General features: G+C 47.5%; 1 protein-coding gene and 1 pseudogene. Both read left to right on the top strand.

Annotated features, from left to right (window positions below; genetic code table 11):
* Positions 1–86, top strand: a pseudogene (locus HT737_RS30955) (SDR family oxidoreductase); the annotation flags it as partial.
* Positions 87–282: 196 nt separating this feature from the next.
* On the top strand, positions 283–519 hold the full coding sequence (gene acpP / locus HT737_RS30950) for an acyl carrier protein (protein ID WP_003175607.1): 237 nt from the start codon (positions 283–285) through the stop codon (positions 517–519).
* Positions 520–539 lie beyond the last annotated feature (20 nt).

Here is a 539-nt window from a genome sequence, read left to right as displayed (position 1 = left end):
GTTCGGTGGTCGCTTTTCTTGCATCCGACGGTGCGGCATACGTCACTGGGGCTACAATCCCGGTGAACGGTGGGATGTACATGTAAGTAAAATGTGACGGATTGCTTCAAAAAAATGTCATACGAGCTGTCTAAAATCCGTTATAAAGCTGCAATCTATTTATAGGCAGAGGGCCGCAGGGTTTGAGGAGTGAAGCTTTCAGTTGAAAAGCTGAAAAGCCTTTCTATACACTTACCCACTGGCCAGCTGCCTGAATTTGTCCATTAGGAGTGAAAACAAGGTATGAGCACCATCGAAGAGCGCGTCAAGAAAATCGTTGCCGAGCAACTGGGTGTTAAAGAAGAAGAAGTGGTCAATACTGCTTCCTTCGTTGAAGACCTGGGTGCCGACTCCCTTGACACCGTTGAGCTGGTGATGGCTCTGGAAGAGGAATTCGAGACCGAAATCCCTGACGAAGAAGCTGAGAAGATCACTACTGTACAAGCTGCAATCGACTACGTTACTAGCCACCAGGCGTAATAGTTTGTAATCGTTGTCTG

The organism is Pseudomonas sp. MD195_PC81_125, assembly GCF_014060985.1.
In the GTDB taxonomy this organism is placed as follows: domain Bacteria; phylum Pseudomonadota; class Gammaproteobacteria; order Pseudomonadales; family Pseudomonadaceae; genus Aquipseudomonas; species Aquipseudomonas parakoreensis.
This window is presented reverse-complemented; position numbering and strand designations above follow the sequence as displayed.